This window comes from Burkholderia mycopellens, assembly GCF_964265025.1.
Lineage (GTDB): Bacteria > Pseudomonadota > Gammaproteobacteria > Burkholderiales > Burkholderiaceae > Burkholderia.
Genome location: NZ_OZ183802.1, coordinates 2149064 through 2166209 on the forward strand (window position 1 = coordinate 2149064; position 17146 = coordinate 2166209).

Sequence of the window (17146 nt, forward strand, 5' to 3'; positions counted from 1 at the left end):
CGCGCAACGATCGCCGCACTACCGGAGCGCGGCCGCCGCCGCGCTCACTCCCGAACCGTCTCCACCTGACGCGCATCGTGCGTGGCGGTCCCCACGTGCCGACCACGCCGGCCCACGGACGCGACAACCCGAAACGCCACCGGCGCGAACACGAGCCCGAACACCGTCGCCGCCAGCACGCCCCCGAACGCGCCCGTGCCGATCGAACGCCGGCTTTCCGCGCCCGCGCCCGTCGCCAGCACGAGCGGCACGACCCCGAGCAGGAACGCCATCGACGTCATCACGATCGGCCGGAAGCGCGCCGCGGCCGCATCGACCACCGCCTGCCGCAGCGGCACGCCGCGTCCGGCCAGGTCACGCGCGTACTGCACGATCAGGATCGCGTTCTTCGCCGCCAGCCCGACCACGGTGATCATCCCGACCTTGAAATACACGTCGTTCGGCATGCCGCGCGCGAGCGCCGCCGCGATCGCGCCGATCATGCCGAGCGGCACGATCGTCAGCACGGACAGCGGAATCGTCCAGCTTTCGTACAGCGCGGCCAGCGCCATGAAAACCGCGAGCACGGACAACCCGACGAGCAGCGGCGTCTGCCGCGCGGCGATCTGCTCCTCGCGCGCCGCATCGACCCAGTCGAAGCCGATCCCGGCCGGCAGCGCACCGGCAAGCCGCTCCATCTCCGCCATCGCCGCGCCGGAACTCGTGCCGGTCGCCGCCCGGCCGCTGATGTCGAGCGACGGATAACCGTTGTACCGGTTCAGCATCACCGGCCCGATCGTCCAGTGCGGCGCAGCAATGGCCGACAGCGGCACCATGTCGCCGGTGCGGTTCGGCACGGTCAGCGCCATCAGCTGCGTATCGGTCGCACGAGCTTCCGGATCGGCCTCGATGATCACCCGCCGCATCCGGCCCGACGCCGGAAAGTCGTTGATGTAGTTCGAGCCGAACGTGCCGCCCAGCAGCCCTGCGATCCGCTCGAACGGCACGCCGAGCGCATACGCCTTCGCGCGATCGACATCGAGCTCGATGCGCGGCGCGTCCGGCAGGTCCTCGAAATGCACGGAGGACAGCAACGGATCGGCCTTCGCGCGCTCGGCAAGCTGCTCGCGGGCCGCCTTCAGCGCGTCGAGCCCGACCCCGCCGCGATCCTCGAGCCGGAACGTGAAGCCGTCCGAATGCCCGATGCCGCGCACCGAAGGCGGCAGCGCCGCTTCGACATCGCCGTCGAGGATCGCGCCGAAACGCCCGTTGAGCCGGTCGCGCAACGCCGTCGCGTCGACGTCGCGCTTCGCCCAGTCCTTCAGTTCCACGAACGCCATCCCGACGTTCTGCCCGCTGCCCACGAAACTCCAGCCGATCACGCTCGTCACGTTCGCGATCGCCGGCTCCCCGTGCAGGATGGCCTCCACACGCTCGACGACCGCGAGCGTGCGCGCCTGCGTGGCGCCCGCCGGCAACTGGATCATCACCTGCAGCTGCCCCTGGTCCTCGGTCGGCAGGAAGCCGCCCGGCATCATCCAGTACAGCAGCCCGCATCCGATCACGAGCGCCGCATAGACGGCCACGACCACGCCGGTGCGGCGCACGGCAAACACGGCGACGCGGCGATAACCGGTTTCGGCGCGCGCGAAGGCCGCACCGAACCGGTCGGCCAGGCGCGCGCCGATGCCGCGTCGCCGCGCACGGCCGGCGCCGCCATCGTGTCGCGCGACCGGCTTCAGCAGGTTCGCGCACAGCGCAGGCGTGAGCGACAGCGCCATGAACGACGACACCAGCATCGACGCGATCATCGCGACCGCGAACTGCCGGTAGATGCCGCCGACACTGCCCGGAAAAAACGCCATCGGCACGAACACGGCGGTCAGCACCGCGGTCACGCCGACGATCGCCCCGCCGATCCGCTTCATGGCCCGGCGCGTGGCGTCACGCGGCGGCACGCCCTCCTCCATCACACGGTGCACGCTCTCGACGACGACGATCGCATCGTCGACCAGGATGCCGATCGCCAGCACGAGGCCGAACATCGTGAACACGTTGATCGACAGCCCGAACGCCCACATCGCGACGAACGCGCCCATCAGCGTGACCGGAATCACGACGGTCGGCACCAACGTGTAGCGCAGGTCGCGCAGGAACAGCCACATCACGCAGAACACCAGCACGACGGCCTCGACGAGCGTCAGCACGACTTCGTGGATCGCGATCTTGACGAAGTGCGCGCCGTCGAACGGAATCTCGACCGCCACGCCCGGCGGCAGCGTCCGCGACAGCTCGGCGAGCCGCGCGCGAATCGCATTCGACGTTTCGAGCGCATTACCGCGCGGGCCGAGCTGGATGCCGACCGTCGCGGCTGGCCGGCCGTTCAGCCGCGAATAGAACGAATAGTCGTCGCGGCCGATTTCGACGCGCGCGACGTCGGCCACGCGCACCACCGAGCCGTCCTGTTTCGACTTCAGCACGATCCGGCCGAACTCCTCGGGCGACGTAAGCTGGCCCTTGACCACGACTGTCGCGGTGAGCTGCTGGCCGTGCACGAACGGCGCGTCGCCGATCGCGCCGGCCGTGACCGTCGCGTTCTGCGCGCTGATCGCCGCGATCACGTCATCGGCGCCGAGAGCGTACTCGCGCAACTTGACCGGATCGAGCCAGACCCGCAGCGCCTCGTCGGCATCCCACAGCTCGGCCGCACCGACACCCGGCGCACGCTTGAGCTCGCGCAGCACGTAACGGTTCAGGTAATCGCCGAGCTGCGCGGAATCGCGCGTGCCGTCGGTCGACGTCAGCGTGACGAGCATCAGGAACGTGTTCGCCGCCTTGAACACGCCGATCCCCTGCTGGACGACCTGCTGCGGCAGCCGCGGCTCGACCTGCTTCAACCGGTTGTTGACGTCGACGAGCGCGATGTCCGGATCGGTGCCCGGCGAAAACGTCACGTCGATCTCGAGGTTGCCGTGGCCGTCGCTGCTCGTCTCGTAGTACAGCAGCCCGTCGGCGCCGTCGAGGCTTTCCTCGATGATGCTGCCGACGTCGGCATCGACCGTCTCGGTCGACGCGCCCGGGTAGGACGCGGTGATCACGACCCGCGGCGGCGCCAGGCGCGGATACTGGGCGATCGGCAGCTGCGGAATGGCGAGCACGCCCGCGACGACGATCGCGAGCGCGACGATCCACGCGAATACCGGACGGTCGATGAAGAATGACGGCATCGGCGAGTGTCGGCGAACGCGCTACAGCGTGAGCTCGAACGAACGCGCGAGCAGCCCCGGCAACTGCGCGCCTCCGGTGGCCCGCTCGCCGTACGTGTCGTCGTTCGCGAGCAGCGCCGGCACCGCGCCGAGCTGCTCGAGCTCCGACCCGAACAGCCGGTAGAAGCTGTCGTCGAACCGCATCGCGTCGACCGGCGCGACGATGCGCCCGCCTTCGACCCAGAACGTCGCGAAGCGCGTCATCCCCGTCATCCGGCAGGCGATCGGGTCCGAGAAGTTCAGGTACCAGAGGTTGCCGACGTAGAGCCCCGTATCGAGCGCGGCCAGCACGTCGGCATCGGCGAGCGTGCCGCCCGCGATCGTCAGCGACTGCGGCGATTCGGCGTTGTCCGCGCCGTTCGGTGTGCGCCCGTGCTCGCGCGCGGTGCGTGCGCACACGAGCTGCCCGGCGCCCCGCCCTTCGACGACGAGCGGCACGCTGTCGCGCCGGTAGCCGTCCGCGTTGAACGCCGGCGCGATGCCCAGCGAGAAATCCTCGGTGATCGACACCCGCGGATCGAGCGCGACCTCGCCGGCGTACAGGCGATGCAGCGGGCTGCGGGCGCTCGCCACGGCGCGCGCCGAGAAGCCGCTCCAGCCGAGCAGGCTCGTCATCTCGAGAATGGCGTCCGGTGTGAAATACGCGCGATAGCGCCCGGGCGCAAGCGCCTTCGGCGTACGGCCGAGCACGGGCAGCCGAGCAGCGGCCGCGTCGACCTTGGCCGCGAACACTTCATCGCGCCAGTCGTCGCCCGCATGGACGGTCTTGATCGCGCGGCCGCTCGGGTCGTACAGCGACCAGCTGAAGTTGAAATTCTCGACCTCGTACCAGCCTCGGCTGCCGGTCGACGACGCGAAGCCGCGCGCCAGCGTGCCGCCCGCGTAAAAGCCGACGAAGTCGAGCCCGCGCGCGCATTCGGCCACGATTCGCGCGAGCCCGTCCGCATCCGGCAGGCGCCCGGTGCGGCGCGTTTCCTGCACCCATGACGAGGTATCGAACAGCAGGTGCGGGTCGTCCTGCGCATCGCGCAGGCCGTCGCGCAACACGGCAACCGCGTCCGCCAGTTCGCGCAAGTCGGCCGCCGGATCGCCGCAGACGGTCAGCGTCGAGTGCGCCTGCCGCGCCCCGTCGACGAGCCGCACGGACAGCCGCCCCTGCGTGACGCGCCCGGTCTGGCGAATCCTGCCGCCATTGAAGCGGATGAAGTCGGACGTTTCGCCGGAGAAGCCGAGCAGCACGGTTTCGGCCGGCGTCGTCAGCCGTTGCGCGTCCTCGGCGAGCCGCGTGAAATACGCGTACCAGTCGATTCCACCACGGCGTGCCATCGGATCGAATCCCGTCATCACGCGCCTCCGAATACGTCGACGCCGGCGAACACGCAGGCCGGCGCGGCGTGGCCGACGCGGATGATCTGCGCAGGCTCGCCCTTCCCGCAGTACGGCGTGCCGTAGATGCCGAACGTGCTCACATCGCCGACCGCGCGCAGGCTGCGCCAGAACTGGGCGGAGATGCCGCGGTAGTTCGGGCGCTTGACGACCTGTGTGAGCCGGCCGTTCTCGATCAGTTGCCCGAATTCGCAACCGAACTGGAATTTGTTGCGGTGGTCGTCGATCGACCAGGACGTGTTGGTCCGCATCAGGATCCCGTGCTCGGTGCCCGCGATCAGCGCATCGAGCGACTGGTCGCCGGGTTCGACATTCAGGTTCGCCATCCGGTCGATCGGCGCGCGGTTCCAGCTCGACGCGCGCGAGTTGGCCACGCCCGGCAGGCCCGCACGCTGCTGCGACAGCGCCCCGCCAAGCAGCCGTTCGAGCACGCCGTTGCGGATCAGGGTCTGCTTGCGCGCCGGCGTGCCGTCGTCGTCGAACGCGTAGGACGCGGCTTCGGCCGCAGGCTCCGGATCGAACGTGACGTTCAGCAGCGGCGAGCCGTATTGATAGCGGCCGACCATCTCCGGCCTGACGAAGCTCGATCCGGCGAAGTTGCGTTCGTCGCCGAGAATCCGGTCGAGCTCGAGCGGATGGCCGATCGACTCGTGGATCTGCAGCATCATCTGGTCCGGCATCAGCAGCAGGTCGCGCCGGCCGGTCGGGCAGTTCGGCGCGGCGAGCAACTGCAGCGCCTCGTCGGCAACACGAACGCCGGCGCCGTCGAAGCCGTAGCGCGCCAGCACGTCGATGCCGCCCTGCGCCAGCGTGCCCGACTGACCGAGCGAGCGCGTCTGCGTGTCGCCGTCGCCGTGGGCAACCGCTTGCAACTCGGGCATCAGGAAGCGGAAGCGCTGGTCGATCCGCACGCCGTCGCTCGTCACGTAGCACTGCTCGGTGTGCACGATCATCACGCTCGCCGCGCGCTCGACGATCCGTGCGCCGAGGTTCGCCGCCGCGCATTCGTGCGCGAGACGCTCGATCCATTCCGCGCGCGACGGCAGCGCCGCGTCGACGTCCGGCGACGCATACGAGCCGCTCGCCTGCGGGCGCGCAGCCTGACGATGATCGACCAGCGCCCACGGCGCACTGGCCCGCGCCCGCGCGGTGGCGATGTCGAGCGCCGCCTGCAGCCCGGCCGCGGACAGGTCGGGCGTCGCCGCATAGCCCGCGCCCGTGCCGACCCAGGCCGTCAGCATCGCGCCGCGCTCGCGGGTCCGAGAAAACGGCTGCGCGACGTCGTTGCGCACCGCGTGTTCGTCGATCGTCTCGTCGACGATGCGCAGCGACCAGAAATCGGCGTCGCTGCGCAACGCCTGCGCCGCCTGCACGGCTCGGGCGCCCGGCGCCCGGTTCTCGTCAATCATCGGTTCTCTCTTGCCTCTGCTGCGGGCCGCGCTCGGGCGCCAGCATGGACGACGCGAGCAACGCCCGCGTATACGGATGGGACGGCGCGTGCAGCACGTCGAGCGTCTCGCCCGCCTCGACCACGCGCCCCGCCTTCATCACGACGACCCGGTGGGCCATCGCGCGCATCACCGCCAGATCGTGCGTGATGAACAGGTAGCTGAGTTTGTACTTCTTTTGAAGATTCGTCAGCAGATTCAGCACCTGCTTCTGGATCGACACGTCGAGGGCGCTCGTCGGCTCGTCGAGCACCAGCAGTTCCGGCTCCACCGCCAGCGCCCGCGCGATCGCGATCCGCTGCCGCTGCCCGCCGGAAAACTCGTGCGGATAGCGCAGCATCGCCTCGGCCGGCAGGCCGACCTCCTGCAGCAGCGCAGCGATCCGCGCCCGCCGCGCGTCGCCGGCCACCTGCGGCCGGTGCACGCCCAGCCCTTCGCCGACGATCTGCTCGACCGTCATGCGCGGCGACAGCGAGCCGAACGGATCCTGGAACACCACCTGCATGCGCCCGTACAGCGTGCGGCGGCCCTGCGTCGTGCGCAGCGACGCCAGCGGCATGCCATCGATCTCGATCCCGCCCGACGCCGGCCGCTGCAGACCGAGCACGGCGGCCGCTAGCGTCGATTTCCCCGAGCCCGACTCGCCGACGATCCCGAGCGTTTCGCCGCGCTTCAGGCTCAGTTGCACGTCGTGCACGGCGCGGAACGTCGTCTTGCCGAGCACCGAGCGCCAGCCCTTTGCCGCGATCCGGTAGTCGACGGCGAGATGCCGCACGTCGAGGATCGTCTGCGCGCCGGCGGCGACCGGCTCGAGCGCCCGTTGCGGCGCGCTGTCGAGCAGCCGGCGCGTATACGGATGCTGCGGCGCCGCGAACAGCTCGGCGGTCGTGTTGGTCTCCACCAGCACGCCCTTCTCCATCACGGCCACGCGCTGCGCGAAGCGCCGCACGAGGTTCAGGTCGTGCGTGATCAGCAGCACGGCCATCCCGCGCGCGGCGGCCTCCTGCTCCTGCAGTTCGATCAGCAGGTCGACGATCTGCTGGCGCACCGTCACGTCGAGCGCGGTGGTCGGCTCGTCGGCCAGCAGCAAGCGCGGCCGGCACGCCAGCGCCATCGCGATCATCGCGCGTTGTCGCTGCCCGCCCGACAGTTGATGCGGAAAGCTGTCGATGCGCCGCTCCGGCTCCGGAATCCCGGTGCGCCGCAGCAGCGCGATCCCGCGCTCGCGCGCGTCGCCCGGGCGCAGCCCTTCGTGCAGCCGCAGGCTCTCGGCGATCTGCTTGCCGATCGTATACAGCGGATTGAGCGCCGTCATCGGCTCCTGGAACACCATCGCGATATCGGCGCCGCGAATCCCGCGCATCTGCTGCTCGGTCTTCGCGAGCAGATCCTCGCCGTCGAACAGCATCCGCCCCGACAGCGTCGCCTGCTGCGCGAGTCGCAGGATCGCCAGCGCGGTCACGCTCTTGCCCGACCCCGACTCGCCGACGAGCGCCACGCGCTCGCCGCGGCCGATCGACAGGCTCAGGTCCTGGACGGCCGCGTTCGCGCCGAAATGCGCGGAAAACCCGTCGATCTGCAGCAACGGTCGCGTCATCACCGCCCTCCGCCGAATGCCGAACCGCGCGTGCGCGTGTCGAGCGCATCGCGCAGCGCATCGCCCATGAAGGTGAGCAGCAGCAGCGTCACCACCAGCGCCGCGAACGCCGCGATCGAGATCCACCACGCATCCAGGTTGTTCTTGCCCTCCTGCAGCAGCTCGCCGAGGCTCGGCGTCGGCGGCGGCACGCCGAGGCCCAGGAAGTCGAGGCTCGTCAGCGACAGGATCGCCGCGCTCATCCGGAACGGCAGGAACGTGATCACCGGCGTGAGGCTGTTCGGCAGCACGTGGCGCCACATGATCTGCGCATTGCTCAGCCCCATCGTGCGCGCGGCCTTCACGTAGTCGAGCGCGCGATTGCGCAGGAATTCGGCGCGCACGTAGTCGGACAGCACGAGCCAGCCGAACATCGACAGCAGGATGAACAGCAGCCACAGCGACGGCGTGAAGATCGACGCGAAGATGATCAGCAGGTACAGGTCGGGCAACGCGCTCCAGATCTCGATCAGGCGCTGCCCGACCAGGTCGGTGCGGCCGCCGTAGAAGCCTTGCAACGCGCCCGTCAGCACACCGACCAGCACGCCCGACACGGTCAGCGCGAACGCCATCAGCACCGACAGCCGGAACCCGTACAGCAGCCGCGCGAGCACGTCCCGCCCGAACTGGTCGGTGCCGAGCCAGTTGCTCGACGACGGCGGCGCCGGATACGGCCGCGACGCGAAATAGTCGATCGTGTCGTAGCGATAGCGGTTCGGCGGATAGATCGCGAAATTGCCGTGCGACTCGAGCTTCGTGCGGATATACGGATCGAGATAGTTCGTCATCGCGGGAAAATCGCCGCCGAACAGGGTTTCCGGATAGTCCTTCACGATCGGGAAGTAATAGTGCCCGTCGTAGCGCACGATCAGTGGCCGGTCGTTCGACAGCAGGTCCGCGCCGAGGCTGAGCGCGAACAGCACGGTGAAGATCACGAGGCTCCAGTACCCGAGCGGCTGCGCGCGAAAGCGCAGCCACGTGCGCCGCCACGGCGACGGCGAGGCCGCGCACGCGACGCATGCCGGGTCAGTGGTCCAGGCGGTTGAACTGGATACGGGGGTCGACGAGGACATAGCAGATATCCGCGATGAGTTTGGTCAGCAGGCCGATCAGCGTGAACAGGAACAGCGAGCCGAGCACGACCGGATAGTCGCGGCGGATCACCGAGTCGTACGACAGTTGCCCCATGCCGTCGAGCGAGAACAGCGTCTCGATCAGCAGGTTGCCGTTCAGGAAGGCGCCGACGAACGCGGCCGGCAGCCCGGTGAGCAACGGGATCGCCGCGTTGCGCAGCACGTGCTTCCACAGCACGTCGCGCTCCGGCGCGCCCTTGGCGCGCGCGGTCAGCACGTACTGCCGGCCGATTTCCTCGAGGAAGGTGTTCTTGGTCAGGATCGTGACGATCGCGAAGTTGCCGACGACCGACGCGGTCACCGGCATCACGATGTGCCACAGGTAATCGAGCGCCTTGCCGATCAGCGTCAGGTCGTCGAAGTTGTCGGACGTGAGCCCGCGCATCGGGAACACCTGCCAGAACGTGCCGCCGCCGAACAGCATCAGCAGCAGCACGCCGAGCACGAAGCCGGGCACCGCGTAGCCGGCCAGCACCAGCACGCTCGTCACGGTGTCGAACCGCGACCCGTTGCGCACCGCCTTCGCGATGCCGAGCGGCACCGACACCAGGTACGTGAGGATCACCGTCCACATCCCGAGCGTGATCGACACCGGCAGCTTCGAACGGATCACCGCCCACACGCTGCGATGCGCGAAATAGGACTGGCCGAGGTCGAACGTCGCATAGCTTTTCAGCATCAGCACGTAGCGCTCGAGCGGCGGCTTGTCGAAGCCGAACTGCTTGCGGATCTGCTCGATCTGCTGCGGATCGACGCCCTGGCTTCCGTGGTAGCCGCCGCCTGCGCCGCCCGCCTCCCCGCCGCGCGCGCTGCCGTGGCGCAACTGCGCGAGCACCTGTTCGACCGGGCCGCCCGGCACGAACTGCGTCACCGCGAACGTGATCGTCACCACCCCGATCAGCGTCGGGATCATCAGCAGCAATCGCCTGAGTATGTATGCCAGCATCGTCGTTCCTCCGTCAGGCGGCCGGCGCGGGTTTCGCCGCCGGCTGCTTCACGTACCAGTAGTCGATGATCCAGTCCTCGTACTGATAGGAATCCGGCACGATCGCCGGGTGGCCGAGCGTCGCCTTGTACGCGATCCGCGCGTTCGGCAGGTAGTACTGCGGGATCAGCGCGTACAGGTTGATCAACACGCGGTCGAGCGCGTGCGTGGCCGTCTCGAGATCGTCGAGCGTGTCGGCCGCGAGCGCCGCGCGGATCAGCGCATCGACGGCCTTCGACTTCACGCCCGGATAGTTCTCGGAGCCGGGCTGCGACGCGGCAGCGCTGCCGAAGCGGCGCGTCAGCTCCGCCCCCGGAATCGTCACGGGCAGGTAGATGTACGTCGTCATGTCGTACTCGAAATTGTCGAGGCGCTTCAGGTAGACCGCGCTGTCGATCTCGCGCAGGTACGCGTGGATGCCGAGCATCGCGAGCGCCTGCGTGTACGGCAGGATCAGGCGGTCCATGCCGGGCTGGTCGTCGATGATCTCGATCGTCATCGGCGTGCCGTTCGCGTCGCGCAGCGCGCCGTCGCGGTAATGCCAGCCGGCCTGCGCGAGCAGGTCGCGCGCTTGCTTCAGGTTCGCGCGCAGCGAGTTGGGCGGCAGCGTCGAAGGCTGCTGGACCATCGGGCCGAACACCTCCGGCGGCAGCGTCGAGCGGAACGGCTCGAGCAGCGCGAGCTCCTTCTCGCTCGGCATGCCGGATGCCGCGAACGGGCTGGCCTCCCAGAAGCTGTTGGTCCGGCGGTATTGCCCGTAGAACATCATCCGGCTCATCCAGTCGAAATCGAACGCCAGCGCGAGCGCGTGCCGCACCCGCACGTCCTGGAACATCGGCTTGCGCATGTTCATCAGGAAGCCCTGCATCTGTGCGGGGCCGTCGGGAAACTCGCCGCGCTTGAGCATGCCGTTGCGGAAGTTCTTGCCGACATATTTGCGCGCCCACTGCGTCGCGCTGTATTCCATGCGCGCGTCGATGTCGCCGGCCTTGAACGCTTCGAGCGCCGTGTACTGGTCCAGGTACAGCTTGAACGACACGTGCGCGAAGCGGAACATGCCGCGTCGCGACGGCAGGTTCGCCGCCCAGTAATGCGGGTTGCGCACGTAGCTGATCTGCTTGTCGTTCTTGCGCTGGTCGATCAGGTACGCCCCGCTCGCGATCGGCGGCACGTTCGCGATCTGGTCGAACGGCGGTCGCGTGCCGTCCGCGCGCTGCCCCCATTTCGGCGAGAACACGGGCAGGTCGCCCGCGATCAACGCGGCGTCGCGCTCCGCGTGCTTGAACTCGAAGCGCACCGTGTGGCCGTCGACCACCACCGCGCGCTTGATGATCGCGAACTGCGCGTTGTACAGCGGCGACGCCTGCGGGCTCGTCAGCGTGTCGAACGAATACCTGACGTCGGCCGCAGTGATCGGGTCGCCGTTCGAGAAGCGCGCGGCCGGGTTGATGTGGAACGTCGCCGACAGCCCGTCGGGCGCGACTTCGACGTCGTCCGCAATCAGCGCGTATTCGGAGGCGAGCTCATCCCAGCTGCGCTGCATCAGCGTGTCGAACATCAGGTTCTTGATGTCCGGTGCGGGTGCGCCGCGCACGAGGAACGGGTTCAGCGAGTCGTAGCTCTGCGATTCGTCGTAGTTTTCGAACTGGAGCGTGCCGCTGTCCGGCGCATCCGCATTCGCGTAGTCGAAATGCGTGAAGCCCGGCGGATATTTCGGATGGTCGTATTGCGAGATCGCCGGCACGGCGAGCGCGGCCTGCGGCATGACGCTGCCCGACACAAGCCACGCGGCGCACGCGAGCAGCGCGGCGCGCGTGGCGGTGCGCATCCGCATGTTTGTCCGCTGCAGGTGCGAGTGGCGCGGCGCACGTGCCCGTCGCCCATTCAACAGTCTCATGGTCAGTCTGTCCGGAAGCGTGCGGGTGCGAAGCCTGCGCGCAATCGATGCCCGTGCCGGACGCCGCATACGGCCGCGTCCCGCGGATGGTTCGTGCTGGTCACGATCGGATGAACTGCACCGCCGCGCGTCCCGGTTGCGGGCCGTCGTGGCGCCAGGTGAAAAAAGGCCGCCCCGAAAAGGGGGTAGTGGACGTGGAGCGGCCTGTCCAAAACCTGTCAGTGCATCGCGACCGCCATCAGAACTTGTACGTCGCGCCGATCTGCGCGAACCGGCCGATGTACGAGTACACCGACGTGTCGTACCCGCTCTGGCTCAGCGTGCCGTTCGCGAAGATCGGGTCATACGGCGGCGTGCGGTTGAAGAGGTTGTCGATACCACCGTAGATCGTCCAGTTCTTGAAGCCCGTGTACGTCACCATCAGGTTGAACTGGCTGTACGAACCGACCTTGCTCGGCTCGGGCATCAGGTTCTGCGCGTACGGGCCCGTGAACTGCCACGTCAGCGCCGCATCGAACTTCCGGTAGTTCCAGTCCAGCGTCGTGTTGCCGCGCCAGCGAGGGAAGCTGCCGCCGAACGGCTGCGTGATCGTGAAGTTGTTGCCCGCGCCGTTGACCGGCGCGGCGCCCGGGAAGCCGATCTTGTAGCTGTTGACGTAAGCCCAGTCGCCCGACAGCGTAATCGTGCCCCAGTCCTTCAGGGGCAGGCCCTGGCGGAACGTGCCTTCGAAGCCGTTCGTGTCGAGGTAGCCGAGGTTCTGGTACGGAATCACCTTGTACAGCAACTGGCCGGTCGTCGGGTCGGTCACGACCTGCGATGGCTTGCCCTGGCCGATCACGTTGTCGATGCGGATCTTGTACCAGTCGAAGCCGAGGTCGGTGTAACGGCTCGGCGAGAGCTGAAAGCCGATATTGAGGTTGCGCGTGCGTTCCGGCGCGAGGTTCGGGTTGCCGACGGTGATCGACGTGTAGTTCTGGCCGGTGGCCGGATCGACCTGGATGCCGAGCGTCTGCGACTTGCTGTCCTCGACGAAGGTCGGCGCGCGGAAGCCGCGGTTGTACGACGTATACAACGTGAGCGCCTTGATCGGCTGGTACCGCAACGCGAAGCGCGGCGAGAAAGCGCCGCCCACGTCGGTGTAGTGATCGTAGCGGCCTGCCTGGCTGAACGTCAGGTTCTCGATGATCGGTATGTTGATCTGGTAATAGATAGCCGCGACGTTGCGCTGGCCATCCACCGTCTCGAGGTCCGGTGTGATGACGGCCCCGCTCAGGTACTCGGAACCCGGCGTCAGCGTTTCGCTCTGGTGCGTGAACTGCGCACCGAAGCCGATGCCGACGTCGCCGGCCGGCAGATGGAACAGGTTCGGCGTCGACAGCGTCGCATCGATCGTGTCGAGCTTCGAGATGCCGAGGTTGTTCGCCTCCTGATAGAGACCGTTGAACGCGTTCGGCGTCGCGGCCGGGTTCGCGAAATTCAGCGTGCCGTTCTGGTAGATGTTGTTCAGCGCATTCACATTCAGCTGGTTCGTGAACACGTTCGACACCGTGCTCTGCGAATGGCTGACCGACGTCGCCCAGTCCCAGTCGCCGTACGGCAGCGTGAACGACCCCTTGATGCCGGCGGCCGCCCGCCAGTAGTTGGCCCAGGTCTTTTGCGCGACCGTGTTCGGAAACGCATAGGTGAGCGGCGTAGCCGCGCCTGTCGTGTTGTACGGGTTGCTGACCGGCACCGTGAAGTTGAACGGCGACAGCAGCTTCGTCTGCGGATTCCAGACGAGCGCCGGATTCTGCGAGTTGCCGATCACGTTGTTCCACAGGCCGTCATTGGTCGTGGTCGTGTTGTAGCTCTCCAGAAAGTCGGCGAACGCGGTCGTCTTGTCGTCGATCTTGAAGTCACCATGGAGCTTCGCGTTCAGGCGCTCGGTCATCGGCAGGATCGACGTGCTTTCCGCCGTGTTGTACCCGCAGACGGTGCCCGGCAACCCGGCCGACAGCGAATTCGACGCGGCCGGACGAACCGAGCCGCCGAACGGGCAGCCGCCGCTCAGCGCCTGCGCACTGCCGTCGGGCATGTTCCAGTAGGACGGCGCGAGCAGCGAGAAGCCGCCCGGCTTGCCCGTGAAGTCCTGGTTGCGCGTGGAATCACGGTCGGCCAGCGTGAAGCCGTTCGACTTGTAGTAGCTGAGCGCGGCCGTCACGTTGAAGCGGTCGGCGTTCAGGTCACCGAAGCCGCCGAGCACGCCGAACTTCATCGTGCCGTCGCCGTTGCCGGCGTTGATCGCGCTGCCGAGGCTGCCGTCGAGCTGCAGGCCGCGGAAATTGTGTTTCGTGATGATGTTGACGACACCGCCGATCGCGTCCGAACCGTACTGCGACACGGCGCCCGTCTTCACGATTTCGATCCGCTCGATGTCGTTGAGCGGGATCGTGTTGAGGTCGAAGAACGAATCGACGCTGTTCGAGAAGAATGCATACGGCGCGACGCGCTGGCCGTCGACCAACACGAGCGTGTACTTCTCCGAGAGGCCGCGCAGTGCAATGCCGGCCGCGCCGGCCGCGAAGTTGCCCGACTGCCCTTCGCCCCAGCTGTTCGCCGAGTTGGCTGCCGCATCGCGCAGGAAGTCGGCGACAGTCACCGCACCGCTGGCCTGGATTTCCTTCGGCGTGATCGTCTGCACCTGCTGGAAGCCGGTCTTGTCGGCTTGCCGGATCAGCGAACCCGTCACTTCGAACCGCTTGATCTGCGCGACCTTGCCCTGCCCGTTCGCGGCGGGTGCGGCGGGCGTCGCCTCGGCTGCCGCGCCGGCCGACGCATCGGGCGCCGCGGGCGCTGCCGCGCCCGGCGTGCCGTCCGCCTGTGCAACGGTCACGGGCGCGCCGCTCGCGACCGTATCCGCGATCGCGACGGCGCCCGGCGCCGGCTGGCTCTGGGCGAACGCCGGCGGCGCCAGTACGGCCGTCAACGCGAGTTCCGCCCAGACTATCCTCTTGATGGCCAACGCCAACACTCTCTGCTTCATCTTGTTCCCTCTCGCTCGTAGTAAGACCCCACCTGCTGCGCGCCGGAACCTTGTGAATTCCTTGCGCGTCCTGGGTGCCCGTGTACCGGAACCCGCGATTGCCACGCTTTCGACTGCCACGACTCGAACGGATCGGCCTCCGGTCACCCGCACCATCCAGCATCACCGTTGTTTTCTATTTTGATTCGTCATACTAATTACCTACATTGAGCGCATTGCCTGCTTCTTCCCGATTCGACGGACAGCGGGTTCTGCACGAGGCGAGCCTGTGTGCGTACCCTCTGCCGTCGATCGGGTATTTCTCCTTCCTGCCGGCCGCCTTCGCTAGAACAGCCTCGGCGTGCCGACCCAGACGATCACCGCCTCTTCGTCGGCCGTGTTGCGCCATGCATGCGGCATCGTCGATTCGTAATGCGCGGTGTCGCCCTCGTTCAGCGTGAACGTGCAATCCTCGAGCGTCAGCGCCACCTGCCCGCGCAACACGTAGACGAACTCCTCGCCCGCGTGCGTCGTCATCTCGGACGAGAGCTGCCCCGCCGGCATCCGGACGAGAATCGCGTCGAGCTTGCGGCCGTCCACCAGGTTCGTCAGCCTGGCGAACAGGCTGGCCGAGTTCGTGAACTGGAAATACTGCAGCGCGTCGCCGCGGCATACCGAGCGCGCTTCCGTCGGCGTGTCGATGAAGTACTGCATCGTCACGCCCAGCGCCTTCGCGATCCGCACCAGCGACGTGATCGACGGCGTCGCTCGCCCGCGTTCGACCTGCGACAGGAACGGCTTCGAAATGCCGGCGATCGTCGACGTTTCGTCGAGCGTGAGTTTCAGGCGCTGGCGCAGCGCCCGGATCTTGTTGCCGAGCGACACGGCGACGAGCACCGACTCATCAGGGGGCAAAACCATGGAAAGACGGTCCCTCGCAGTCGAAATCGGTTTGATGTCGTCAAGCCTCGACCGATGCCGTGATGCAGCCGGCCCGGCGCGATGCCCCGCTGCACGCTGTCGCGGCGTGCAGGCCACACGAGGTGCGGCGCCGCAGCCGTGTCGCGGAACCACGCGTCCATTGCATATTTCATTTGGCATACTAATCAACAAGGCTGACCCCTTACCATCTGCTGACCTGCCCATCGTGCATCGGCGCCATCGCGGCGGCACACCGCTTGCCGACCACGCCTGCGTTGCGCGCCGTCGTGCGCGTTCGTTGCGCTACCGGGATGCCACCACCGTCCAGAGGCGCGCCAGGTCGGCAGAACCGTCGGTACCCTTGACCGTGCGCAGCACCTGGACCGCACGCGCCTTCTGGCCGGCCACGTAATACGCCTCGCCGAGCCGCAGCCGCGCCGCATCGGGATGCTCGAGCCCTCCCTTCGCGATCGCCTGCTCCATCATCTGCAGCCCCTGCTGGGCATGACCCGCGAAGACGAGGTTCATGCCCGCGTCGATCGGCGCTGCCGGCGTCGTGGCATCGCCGCCCGATTGTGCGCGTTTTGCGGCGAGCGTCTGCAGCCGCTTCTCGCGATCCGCCTGCGCGTCCTTGCCGAGTACGCCGGATGCGAACCCCTGGTCGATCACCTGCTTGCCCTCGGCGGGCGACCCCGCAACCAGCGCGAGCTGTGTCATCTCCATGTACGCGTTGGCGGTCGCGAGCGAGCCCGTTGCGCGGCGCAACCGGTAGATGTCGAGGTCGAGCGACGGCAGATATCCGGGGTTGCCGCGAATGGCGGTGACCATTTCGTCCCAGTACGCGGGGCTCGGGTGATAAGCCACCAGCAGCCCGAGCGCCCCGCGATATGCGTTGCCGTCCTTCACTTTCTGCGCACAGGTCGCCAGCATCTGCAGCTGCCCTTCATCCGGTGCGTGTCCGCCATTCGCCTGCGCGTCCGTGCTCGCTTTCAACTGGCTCACGAGCGGCGCGCAATCGTTGGACAGGTAGTAAGACTGCGTGAGCAGCGTGCGCATTTCCGGATCCGAGCCACCCGCCTTCAGGTAGCGCTGCGCGACCCGAATCGCCAGCGGGTAGTTCTTCTGCTGGAAGTAAATGCCGGCCAGCGCCGCCGTTGTCCGCTGCTCGTCCTCGCCCGACAGCCGCCCCGAGTTCAGCACGCTCTCGTAGGCCTGCGCGGCCGTGCCCGAGTCGCCGGCCGCCATCGCTGCCGCGCCGCGCATCTCCTCCACCATGTAGGTTTCGTACGGCGTCCGGTTCGGCACGGCGGCCGCCTGCGCGATCTTGCCCAGCGCATCGCGATACTTGTGCGCCCGGTACAGCTCCTGCGCGGCCGCCAACGGTTTCGCCACGTCCGGCCGCAGCGCGTCCGCCGGCCACGCCGGGCGTCCGAGCAGGCCGGCCGCGCCGAGCGCCGTCACCGCCATCATCCGTTTCCATCGTTGCGGGTTCAT

10 protein-coding genes are annotated in these 17146 nt (G+C 67.9%); all 10 read right to left on the reverse strand.

Annotation, left to right across the window (positions count from 1 at the left end; genetic code table 11):
* Window positions 1-44: 44 nt before the first annotated feature.
* Window positions 45-3206: a multidrug efflux RND transporter permease subunit gene (locus ACPTTC_RS09895; protein WP_423392358.1), complete on the reverse strand. Its 3162-nt coding sequence runs from the start codon at window positions 3204-3206 to the stop codon at window positions 45-47.
* A 21-nt stretch (window positions 3207-3227) separates the two neighbouring features.
* A complete protein-coding gene (locus ACPTTC_RS09900; RefSeq protein ID WP_423392359.1) occupies window positions 3228-4589 on the reverse strand; it encodes a metallopeptidase TldD-related protein in 1362 nt (453 codons plus the stop codon).
* A complete protein-coding gene (locus ACPTTC_RS09905) occupies window positions 4589-6040 on the reverse strand; it encodes a TldD/PmbA family protein (RefSeq protein WP_423392360.1) in 1452 nt (483 codons plus the stop codon). Before ACPTTC_RS09905 ends, ACPTTC_RS09900 begins: the two co-directional genes overlap by 1 nt.
* Window positions 6033-7676, reverse strand: a complete 1644-nt coding sequence (locus ACPTTC_RS09910; protein WP_175956099.1) for an ABC transporter ATP-binding protein — start codon at window positions 7674-7676, stop codon at window positions 6033-6035. Before ACPTTC_RS09910 ends, ACPTTC_RS09905 begins: the two co-directional genes overlap by 8 nt.
* A complete protein-coding gene (locus tag ACPTTC_RS09915; protein ID WP_423392361.1) occupies window positions 7676-8788 on the reverse strand; it encodes an ABC transporter permease in 1113 nt (370 codons plus the stop codon). Before ACPTTC_RS09915 ends, ACPTTC_RS09910 begins: the two co-directional genes overlap by 1 nt.
* Window positions 8742-9794 (reverse strand): microcin C ABC transporter permease YejB, encoded by a 1053-nt coding sequence (locus ACPTTC_RS09920; RefSeq protein ID WP_175956103.1) that lies wholly within the window; start codon window positions 9792-9794, stop codon window positions 8742-8744. Before ACPTTC_RS09920 ends, ACPTTC_RS09915 begins: the two co-directional genes overlap by 47 nt.
* Before the next feature lie 13 nt (window positions 9795-9807).
* Complete coding sequence (locus ACPTTC_RS09925; protein ID WP_423393347.1) at window positions 9808-11667, reverse strand: extracellular solute-binding protein; 1860 nt, start codon at window positions 11665-11667, stop codon at window positions 9808-9810.
* A gap of 301 nt (window positions 11668-11968) precedes the next feature.
* Window positions 11969-14752 (reverse strand): TonB-dependent receptor, encoded by a 2784-nt coding sequence (locus tag ACPTTC_RS09930; RefSeq protein ID WP_423392362.1) that lies wholly within the window; start codon window positions 14750-14752, stop codon window positions 11969-11971.
* Window positions 14753-15076: 324 nt separating this feature from the next.
* Window positions 15077-15652 carry a helix-turn-helix domain-containing protein gene (locus ACPTTC_RS09935; RefSeq protein WP_423392363.1) on the reverse strand — a complete coding sequence of 192 codons (576 nt, stop codon included), beginning with the start codon at window positions 15650-15652 and terminating at the stop codon, window positions 15077-15079.
* A 303-nt stretch (window positions 15653-15955) separates the two neighbouring features.
* Complete coding sequence (locus ACPTTC_RS09940; protein ID WP_423392364.1) at window positions 15956-17146, reverse strand: tetratricopeptide repeat protein; 1191 nt, start codon at window positions 17144-17146, stop codon at window positions 15956-15958.

What these genes read in the sequence shown, in the direction of transcription:
- ACPTTC_RS09895 (WP_423392358.1), bottom strand. Translation starts at nt 3,206, where the DNA reads ATGCCGTCATTCTTCATCGACCGTCCGGTATTCGCGTGGATCGTCGCG.
- ACPTTC_RS09935 (WP_423392363.1), bottom strand. Translation starts at nt 15,652, where the DNA reads ATGGTTTTGCCCCCTGATGAGTCGGTGCTCGTCGCCGTGTCGCTCGGC.
- ACPTTC_RS09900 (WP_423392359.1), bottom strand. Translation starts at nt 4,589, where the DNA reads ATGACGGGATTCGATCCGATGGCACGCCGTGGTGGAATCGACTGGTAC.
- ACPTTC_RS09925 (WP_423393347.1), bottom strand. Translation starts at nt 11,667, where the DNA reads ATGCGGATGCGCACCGCCACGCGCGCCGCGCTGCTCGCGTGCGCCGCG.
- ACPTTC_RS09915 (WP_423392361.1), bottom strand. Translation starts at nt 8,788, where the DNA reads ATGTCCTCGTCGACCCCCGTATCCAGTTCAACCGCCTGGACCACTGAC.
- ACPTTC_RS09930 (WP_423392362.1), bottom strand. Translation starts at nt 14,752, where the DNA reads ATGAAGCAGAGAGTGTTGGCGTTGGCCATCAAGAGGATAGTCTGGGCG.
- ACPTTC_RS09905 (WP_423392360.1), bottom strand. Translation starts at nt 6,040, where the DNA reads ATGATTGACGAGAACCGGGCGCCGGGCGCCCGAGCCGTGCAGGCGGCG.
- ACPTTC_RS09910 (WP_175956099.1), bottom strand. Translation starts at nt 7,676, where the DNA reads ATGACGCGACCGTTGCTGCAGATCGACGGGTTTTCCGCGCATTTCGGC.
- ACPTTC_RS09940 (WP_423392364.1), bottom strand. Translation starts at nt 17,146, where the DNA reads ATGAACCCGCAACGATGGAAACGGATGATGGCGGTGACGGCGCTCGGC.
- ACPTTC_RS09920 (WP_175956103.1), bottom strand. Translation starts at nt 9,794, where the DNA reads ATGCTGGCATACATACTCAGGCGATTGCTGCTGATGATCCCGACGCTG.